Here is an 8,206-nt window from a genome sequence, read left to right on the forward strand (position 1 = left end):
ATGGAGAAGGTGCTGGCGCTGGGCATCGTGACGGCCCTGATCGCCGCCGGCGTGCAAGGCGCGCTGGTAGGCTCAACCAGCAGGCAGCTTGCCGGTGCCGATGCGGCAACGGAAAGGCAGTTGCGCGCGAAGATGACAAGAGGCGAGCGCATTGCCGGGGGGCTGTTGGTGCTGACAGTGCTGTGCATGGCCACCGCCAGAATGTTTTGAACGCCGCCACGCGGCACACCCTCACAGAATCGTGCGTTGTCTGGCGACGAGCCAATGACGCGCGAGCGCGCGGCCAGACCGAAGTACATGGGCTCTCGTACGCAGGTCCGGCCGCGCGCCACCGATCCTGGCAACGCCCAATTTCAGATCCGCAAGCCGAACCTGATGCCGTCGTAGATGGCGGCATGGATGTTGCGCGAAGCGACCGCGTCGCCGATGCGGAACAGTACAAAGCCGCCTTCTGGATTGCGCTTGGGGAAGATGTCGCCACCGCTCACCAGCCGTTCGTAGTCGACCGCACCGCCGTTCTTCGACAGAGGCTTCAGCGAGAGATAGAGATCATCGAGCGGCAACGTACCGTGCTCGACCACCACCTGGTCGACCCTGCGCTCGCCGCGCCAGCCATCGGCGAAATCCGATGCCAGTTCGGCGACCAGTTGGTTGCCCTCGCGGCGCACCGAACGCAGCCGCGTGTTGATGGTGATGCTGACGCCCTTTTCCTGAAAGGCGCGCATGTACGGCACATGGTTCATGCCGCCCATTTCCGGGGCAAAGAAACGTTCGGGCGAGACAAGTTCGAGTTTCGAGCCGGCATTGGCGATCAGTTCGGCGGCGCCCATGCCCTGATGGCCGCCATTGTCGTCATAGAGCAGTACATTTTCGGCCGGCTTGACGCTGCCGGCCATGATGTCCCAGCTTGAGGTGACAAGATTGTCGCCGGCCGTCAGCGGCGGGTTCTGCGGCAGGCCGCCGGTGGCGACCACCACCACGTCGGGTGACAGCGCCAGAACATCGTCCTTCTCCGCCCAGGTGTCGTAGCGGATCTCGACGCCGAGCCGGGCGAGTTCAGCCAGCCGCCAGTCGATGATACCGATCAGCTCCTTGCGGCGCGGATTCTGCGTCGCCAGTCGAATTTGGCCGCCGGCCTGGCTCGATGCTTCAAGCACCGTCACCTTGTGGCCGCGCTCGGCTGCGACCCGCGCAACCTCCAGCCCGCCGGCGCCGGCTCCGATGACCACGATTTTCTGCTTCGGTCCTTCGGTCTTGACGATGATATGCGGGATTTCGGCCTCGCGGCCAGTCGCGGCATTGTGGACGCAAAGCGCTTCGCCGCCCTCATAAATGCGGTCGAGACAATAGGTGGCGCCCACGCACGGGCGGATCTCATGCTCGCGGCCCTCCATCACCTTTTTGATGATGTGCGGATCGGCGATATGGGCGCGGGTCATGCCGACCATGTCGAGCTTGCCGGTGGCAATGGCGTGGCGTGCGGTGGCCACGTCGGATATGCGCGCCGCGTGGAAGGTCGGGAATTTCGTCGCCGCCCTCACCTCTCCGGCGAAATCGAGATGCGGCGACGAGCGCATGCCGGCCACCGGTATGACCTTGGTCAGCGCCGCATCGCTTTCGATCGAGCCGCGGATGATGTTGAGGAAATCGACCTTGCCGGAATTGGCCAGCCGCCTGGCGATCTCGATGCCCTCCTGTTTGGACAGGCCTTTTTCGAAATCTTCGTCAGCGACCATGCGGATGCCGACGACGAATTTCTCGCCGACCGACGCACGCACGGCATCAAGCACCATGTTGGTGAAGCGCAGGCGGTTGTCGAGCGAGCCGCCGAATTCGTCGTCGCGATGGTTGGTGGCCGGCGACCAGAAGCCGTCCATCAGATGGCCGTAGGATTCGAACTCGATGCCGTCCAGGCCGGCGGCCTGACAGCGCTGGGCGGCCGAAGCATAGTCGGCGACGATGCGCTCGATGTCCCAGTCCTCGATGGTTTTCGGGAATGCGCGATGCGCCGGCTCACGCACCGGCGAGGCCGAGAGCACCGGCAGCCAGTCGGCCTTGTTCCAGCCGGTACGGCGGCCGAGATGGGTGATCTGGATCATCACCTTGCAGTCGTGCTCGTGGCAGGCATCGGCGAGCTCGGCCAGCCACGGCACGATCCTGTCGTCATAGACATGCAGATTGCCGAAAGCGGCCGGGCTGTCGCGCGAGACGATCGCCGAGCCGGCGGTCATGGTCAGCGCCATACCGCCCTTGGCCTTCTCGGCATGGTAGAGCCGGTATCGCTGTTTCGGCATGCCGTCCTCGGAATAGGCCGGCTCATGGCTGGTCGACATGACCCGGTTCTTCAGCGTCAGATGTTTGAGCTGGTAGGGCTGGAGAAGCGGATCGTTGGAGGTCATCGTCTTCCTGCGGTTTCAAATTGTGCTAATGAGCGGCAAAATTCGTTTTCAAGCATGTCGTCCCGCACGCACTCCGGGCGCATGCGACAAGGATTGGGCCCATGATCGATACCAAAACTCTCACCCAGCTCGGTGCGCACGTCGAGACGCCACAAAGCCCCGAAGCAGCGGTTCTGGAGACCGTACCGTTTTCGCGCGGCGACGGGCCGCCGGCGATCGTGCGCTTCACCTGCCCGGAATTCACCTCGCTGTGCCCGGTCACCGGCCAACCGGACTTCGCCCATATCGTCATCGACTACGCACCCGATGCGGCTCTGGTGGAATCGAAGTCGCTCAAGCTGTTCATGACCTCGTTTCGCAACCATGGCGCCTTCCATGAAGACTGCACCGTCATGATCGGCCGCCGCATCGTGGCGGCAACCAAGCCGCTGTGGTTGCGCATAGGCGGCTATTGGTATCCACGCGGCGGCATTCCGATCGATGTGTTCTGGCAAACCGGCGCTCCGCCGGAAGGCGCCTGGCTCCCCGACACCGGGGTGGCGCCCTATCGCGGGCGGGGTTGAGCTCGCCCATCATTCGCACTGATATTGGCTGAGTGCCCATTCGCCGGTCACCGACAACAGGTCCGTGATCTTCCAGTCGCCATCGACCTTCTTGAATTTCCATTCCAGCCGGTGCGGGTTGCCCGATATGACGAAGGCGACGATGACCTTGGCCTGGTCACCGTTGATCGCCTCGAGCGTCTTCAGGCTCTTGTCTATCTCGGCCTTGTCGTAATCGGCATTGTCGAGCGCCATGTTGGGGTCGAGGCACTCGCCCTGCCCGGATTTGCGCAAGGCGTCGCTCTTGTCGAGCACGGTTTTGGCTGGATCGATGAAATGGCTTCGCTCGGCCGGATCGATCTCCAGCCCGACCTGATCGTAAAACGGCCGCACAACGGCGGTCGGCGAGCCCGGCTGGATCGGTGCGGCGGGCGCGGCTTCGGCCGGCGACCATCCAACCGGCGGCGTGGCCGGTTCTGCCGCTCCGCCCGGCGCATTTGCGGGCGGTGCAGCGCTGTCGCTCGGCTGGGTGTCGGCCGGGGCGTTTGCCGGCGGCGCACCCAACAAGCCTTGCGCGGCGGCGCCGCTCAGAGCCGCCAGCAGGCACACACCCGACAGTGCCACGAACCGGCGGTGGGCCATCGCTTCACTCCGGCGTCTGGCCGGCCATGCATTCCAGCGCGCTGAGCGTCCAGTCGCTGGTTTTGGAAGCGATGTCCGATATCTTCCACTTGCCGTCGATCTTCTTGAGCGACCAGAGCATTTCACGTTTGGAATCATCGCCTTCCGGAAACAGGCTGAAGGATGCCGTGACCTGTGCGTTGTCGCCATCCTGCTTCTCAGACAGTTTCAGCGTTTTCGAGACGGTTTTCTGATCGAAATCCTGAGCGTCGAGACCAGGATCGAAATCGATGCAGGCGACCTGGTCCGGGTTCTTTTTCGTTGCCTGGTCGTTCAGGTCGAACAGTTTCGTCACCGGTTCGGTGAACCGGTCCCGATATTGTTCGTCGGCCTCGAACTTGACCGCCGGGGCATAGAAGAACTTCACCGCGTCGGACGCCGGTCCGGCGACGGCTCCGGCCGGCAGGGCTATCGAAAGGGCGGCAACGATCACTGTCAGTCGCATGCAGAATCTCCGGCTTTTGACGGCTTGAGCCTATCAACACCACGTATCCTGCATATCGGCTTTTTTGCGGCTCATGAAGTCCTGCAGCACCTTGTTTTAGCCGTCCAGCCAGACGTTCTGAAGGTCCATCTCGAATGTCTGGTGGACACCATAGTTCTTCACCTTCTTGCTCATGTGGCTGTAGAGCTTCTGCCAGAAGGGCTGAATAATGACGCCCGAATCCTGCAGGATCTGCTCGACATCCTTCATGACCTCGCGTCGTTTCTCCACGTCGATGAGCGAAAGCGCCTGCTTGAGCTTGGCATCAAAATCGGGGTTGGAATATGCCGATTCATTCCAGGCCTCGCCGGTGCGATAGCCGAGCGCCAGCACCTGCACGCCAAGCGGGCGCATGTACCAGATCGTCATCGAATAGGGATATTTCGTCCAGTCGTTCCAGAAGGTCGAACCCGGCAGCACCGTGCGCTTCACCTTGATCCCGGCATCGCGCAACTGGCCGGCAATGGCGTCGCCGGTATTCTTCTGCCAATCGTCCTCGATGGTGATCAGCTCATGCTCGAAGTCGGCCTGTCCGGCTTCCGCCATCAGCTTCTTGGCGCCGGCGGCGTCGCGTGTCTTCTTGGGCAGCGCATAGTATTCCGGATGGATCGGGGCGACGTGGTGGTTTTCACCAGGGGTGCCTCGCCCGGCATAACCGAGTTCGAGGACCGCATTGTTGTCGACGGCCATTTGCAGGGCGTTGCGCACCCGCTTGTCGTCGTAGGGCTTGTGGGTGATGTTGGTGCGGGCAACCAGCGTCGTCGCCGTCGCCACCTCCGATTTCACCAGATCCATCTTGTCGAGAATGTCGATGAAGTCGGCGGGCGACTCGAAATTGAGGTCGATCTCACCGGATTCGAACGCGTTCACGGTGGCGTTGAAATCGGTGCCGTAGTCGACGAACTCGACGCTGTCGAGCGGCGCCTCACCACCCCACCATTTGCCATTCTCACGACGCTTGACGACCGCCTTCTGGCCGACATCGTAGGAGACCAGTTCGAACGGTCCCGTGCCGATCGGCTTCTTGATCGGATCGGCACCGTCGGCATCGAAGCTGCGATGGACGACGAGCGCCGGATAGTCGGTGAAATTCGGGATCAGCGAAATGTCTGGTTCGCTTAACTTCAGCTTGACCGTATTGTCGTCGACCTTGGTGATCGCGCCATCCCTGGCCTTGCCGGTCTTTGCGTCGATCAGCGCGCCGACCCGGGCGGCCATGGAATTGCCGGCGACATTCTTCTCGCACCAGCGGGTCAGATTGTGAGCGACGTCATCGGCGTTGAAGGCATCGCCATTGTTCCACGTGATGCCCTTGCGCACATGCAGCACGTATTCGGTGGCGTCGTCGTTGATATCCCAGCTTTCGAGCAGGACCGGCTCGAAGGTGAATTGCCTGGTATAGCGGACAAGCGGCTCCAGCCAGCAGCGCGAAATGTTCGCCAGTTCCACCCAGTCGTAAGTGCGCGGATCCTTCTGTCCCTTCACCGACATCGAGACGCGCAGCGTTCCGCCTTTCTTCGGCTCTTCGGCCAAGGCCCGATCCGGCACGGCAAGGCCGATCATGCCATAGGCAAGAGCCGTCGATGCGCCGAAGGCGCTTGCCAGCGCCAGGAACTCGCGCCGGTCGACACGACCCGCGCGTGCTTCGACCGCCATTGCCTCGATAGCGCTCGGCACGCGATCGCCACTGCTTCTGAAGAATGCCATTTTTTCCTCCCGTCTGGTTCCCTTTGATCTTGGTTCTTCGCCTCAACTGACGCTGTCCGGCAGCCTCTCCTCGCGCCGCGCGATGAAATCCATCAGGCCATCGGCGATGCCTTCGTCGAGCTTCGGCTCCTCGTAATCCGCCAGCATGTTGCGCGCCTTCTCGCGGCCGCGCGTGTCGTGGTCCTTCGCCCCTTCTGCCTTCCACTGTTCGAACGAATTGAAGTCCATGATCGAGGGCATGAAGAAGGCGGATTCGAAATGTTCCAGCGTGTGCTGGGTACCGAGGAAATGGCCCTGCGGTCCCACCTCGCGGATTGCCGCCATGGCTTCCTTGAAATCGTCGAACGGCAGGCCGCCGGCATATTTGTACCAGCCGATGAGCTGTTCGCAGTCGGTGGCGAATTTCGAATAGCCGCAGGTCAGGCCGGCCTCGAGCCATCCGGCGGAGTGCCAGATGTAGTTGGCGCCGGCGAGGATGGCGGCATGCATCAGCATGTTCGCCTCGTAACCAGCCTGGGCGTCGTTGAGCTTCGACCCGACATGGAAGCCGGAGGTGCGCCACGGCAGCCGGTATTTCCGTGCCAGCGCTCCCATCAGATACATCATCTGCGCCGCCTCGGGCGTGCCGCCCATCGGAGCACCGGTCTTCATGTCCACCGTGACCATGAACTGTCCGTAGATCTGCGGCGAGCCTGGGCGCAGCAGTTGCGTGAAGGCGACGCCCGCCAGCGCTTCCGCATTGACCTGTGCCACAGCGCCCACGGCGGACGCCGAAGTCGAGGCGCCGCACAGTGCAAAGGGTGCGAGGATCAGCGGCTGGTTGCTTCGCGCATAGACCTTCATCGCGTCCAGCATGGTGGCGTCCCACACCAGCGGCGAATTGCAGTTGGTGATCGACACCAGGACAGGATTGTCGCGGACGTAATCCTCTCCGAACACGATGCCTGCCATCGCCATCGTGTCTTCCGCCCGCTCCTTGGACGTGACGATGCCCATGAACGGCTTGTCGGAATGCTTAAGCGCGGAATGGATGATGTGGAGGTGACGCTTCGGTACCGCGATTTCCATCGGCTCGCAAATGACCGAACTCGATGAATGCAGCGCCGGCGCCATGTAGGCGAGTTTGTGGAAATTGTTGAGGTCGGCGAGCGTGCCGTAACGCCTGTTGTTGTCGAGATCGCGAACATAGGGCGCGCCATACATCGGCACGAAGATGGTGTTGTTGCCGCCCACCCGCACCGTGCGCTGCGGATTCCTCGCATTGAGCGTGAACTCCGACGGGACCTTCGACACCAGTTCCATCAGCAGGGCCCGGTCGATCCGCACACGGGTTTCCGAGACATCCGCGCCCGCCGCCTTCCACAGTGCGATCGCCTCGTCGTCGCGGAACTCGCAGCCCACCTCTTCGAGGATCAAGAGCGACTCCTCGTGGATCAGTTCGACCGCCTCATCGGGGACCATCTGGTAGACGGGGATCTGGCGGACCAGCGTCGGGAACGACGTTACGGGAGCTCCGCGCAGGGCCTTGCGCCCCAGGCGGCCGCCACTGCGGCGGTTGGCATGTTCGGTCACTTCTGGGGCCGGTGCGTTCATGGCAACTCCATTCCACTCATGAAGGAGCCTAGCGCGACAAAATGGTGATGTGACGCTGGAAAATCCTGATCTCTTGTATAAGCTCAGCTTATGCGAAGCTTGCGCCACCTTCTGCCTTCGGCCGGCAGCCTGATCGTCTTCGAGGCGGCCGGGCGGCTGTCGAGCTTCACCGCCGCCGGGCGCGAGCTGGGCATGACGCAGGCCGCCGTCTCCTATGCCGTGCGCGGACTGGAAGAACAGCTCGGCGCCAAGCTGTTCCAGCGCCGCCACCGCCAGGTGCTCCTGACCGAGGCCGGCGAGCGCTTCCATGCCGACGTCTCGCTCGGCCTTTCGCACATCCGCAAATCGGCGGAGGATCTGCGCCTGCAGGCGACCGGCGGTCATGTCACGCTGGCCGCCTCGACCGCGTTCGGTTCGTTCTGGATGATGCCGCGCCTGCAGCAGTTCCGTGACGAGCTGCCGGGCATTGACCTGCGTATCCAGACCGCCGACCGCGACCTCGACATCATCGCGGAAGGCATTCCGCTCGGCGTGCGCGGCGGCGCGCCGCGGGACTGGCCGGACTATCATTCGTTGCCGCTGGCTGACGAGGAGATATTTCCCGTCGCCGGCACCAGCTATGCGGCAAAGTTCGGCCTGCCCAGATCCGCTGCCGAATTGGCCACGCACCGCCTCATCCATCTGGAGGAGCCGTATCGCGAGGCGGCCAGTTGGGACGAATGGTTCCAGTCTGCGGGCGCCAATCTCAGCGATACCGCGCGCGGCCTGCGCATCAACGACTACGGCCTGGTGATCCAAGG

General features: G+C 62.8%; 7 protein-coding genes and 1 pseudogene. 3 read left to right on the forward strand and 5 right to left on the reverse strand.

Going from position 1 to position 8,206, the window contains the following annotated elements:
* Positions 1 to 210, forward strand: a pseudogene (locus ENZ74_RS13685) (hypothetical protein); the annotation flags it as partial.
* 143 nt (positions 211 to 353) lie between these two features.
* Here the strand turns inward: ENZ74_RS13685 and ENZ74_RS13690 are convergent.
* The gene (locus tag ENZ74_RS13690; RefSeq protein WP_063167731.1) at positions 354 to 2,399 is read right to left on the reverse strand and encodes an NADH:flavin oxidoreductase; all 2,046 of its coding nucleotides are present in this window, start codon (positions 2,397 to 2,399) and stop codon (positions 354 to 356) included.
* Between the two features lie 101 nt (positions 2,400 to 2,500).
* Here ENZ74_RS13690 and queF point away from each other — a divergent pair, with 101 nt between their 5' ends.
* Entirely contained in the window at positions 2,501 to 2,962 is a 462-nt protein-coding gene (queF, locus tag ENZ74_RS13695; RefSeq protein ID WP_010915503.1) for a preQ(1) synthase, read from the forward strand.
* Between the two features lie 9 nt (positions 2,963 to 2,971).
* On the opposite strand, the gene ENZ74_RS13700 is transcribed toward queF, so the two are convergent.
* The 4 genes from ENZ74_RS13700 to ENZ74_RS13715 all read right to left on the reverse strand — a co-directional run bounded on the left by ENZ74_RS13700 (position 2,972) and on the right by ENZ74_RS13715 (position 7,406).
* The gene (locus ENZ74_RS13700) at positions 2,972 to 3,583 is read right to left on the reverse strand and encodes a hypothetical protein (RefSeq protein ID WP_013532329.1); all 612 of its coding nucleotides are present in this window, start codon (positions 3,581 to 3,583) and stop codon (positions 2,972 to 2,974) included.
* A 4-nt stretch (positions 3,584 to 3,587) separates the two neighbouring features.
* On the reverse strand, positions 3,588 to 4,067 hold the full coding sequence (locus tag ENZ74_RS13705) for a DUF3828 domain-containing protein (RefSeq protein ID WP_027163240.1): 480 nt from the start codon (positions 4,065 to 4,067) through the stop codon (positions 3,588 to 3,590).
* Between the two features lie 96 nt (positions 4,068 to 4,163).
* On the reverse strand, positions 4,164 to 5,813 hold the full coding sequence (locus ENZ74_RS13710) for an ABC transporter substrate-binding protein (protein ID WP_027163239.1): 1,650 nt from the start codon (positions 5,811 to 5,813) through the stop codon (positions 4,164 to 4,166).
* Between the two features lie 42 nt (positions 5,814 to 5,855).
* A complete protein-coding gene (locus tag ENZ74_RS13715) occupies positions 5,856 to 7,406 on the reverse strand; it encodes a trimethylamine methyltransferase family protein (RefSeq protein ID WP_013532332.1) in 1,551 nt (516 codons plus the stop codon).
* Positions 7,407 to 7,496: 90 nt separating this feature from the next.
* Here ENZ74_RS13715 and ENZ74_RS13720 point away from each other — a divergent pair.
* Positions 7,497 to 8,206 (forward strand): LysR substrate-binding domain-containing protein (locus ENZ74_RS13720; RefSeq protein ID WP_127312812.1); only part of this gene is annotated, 710 nt, incomplete at its 3' end.

Source organism: Mesorhizobium sp. M7A.F.Ca.CA.002.15.2.1 (assembly GCF_003998715.1).
Classification (GTDB): domain Bacteria; phylum Pseudomonadota; class Alphaproteobacteria; order Rhizobiales; family Rhizobiaceae; genus Mesorhizobium; species Mesorhizobium ciceri.

Coding starts and splice junctions, on each gene's coding strand:
- ENZ74_RS13690 (WP_063167731.1), bottom strand. CDS start 2,399: ATGACCTCCAACGATCCGCTTCTCCAGCCCTACCAGCTCAAACATCTG.
- queF (WP_010915503.1), top strand. CDS start 2,501: ATGATCGATACCAAAACTCTCACCCAGCTCGGTGCGCACGTCGAGACG.
- ENZ74_RS13700 (WP_013532329.1), bottom strand. CDS start 3,583: ATGGCCCACCGCCGGTTCGTGGCACTGTCGGGTGTGTGCCTGCTGGCG.
- ENZ74_RS13705 (WP_027163240.1), bottom strand. CDS start 4,067: ATGCGACTGACAGTGATCGTTGCCGCCCTTTCGATAGCCCTGCCGGCC.
- ENZ74_RS13710 (WP_027163239.1), bottom strand. CDS start 5,813: ATGGCATTCTTCAGAAGCAGTGGCGATCGCGTGCCGAGCGCTATCGAG.
- ENZ74_RS13715 (WP_013532332.1), bottom strand. CDS start 7,406: ATGAACGCACCGGCCCCAGAAGTGACCGAACATGCCAACCGCCGCAGT.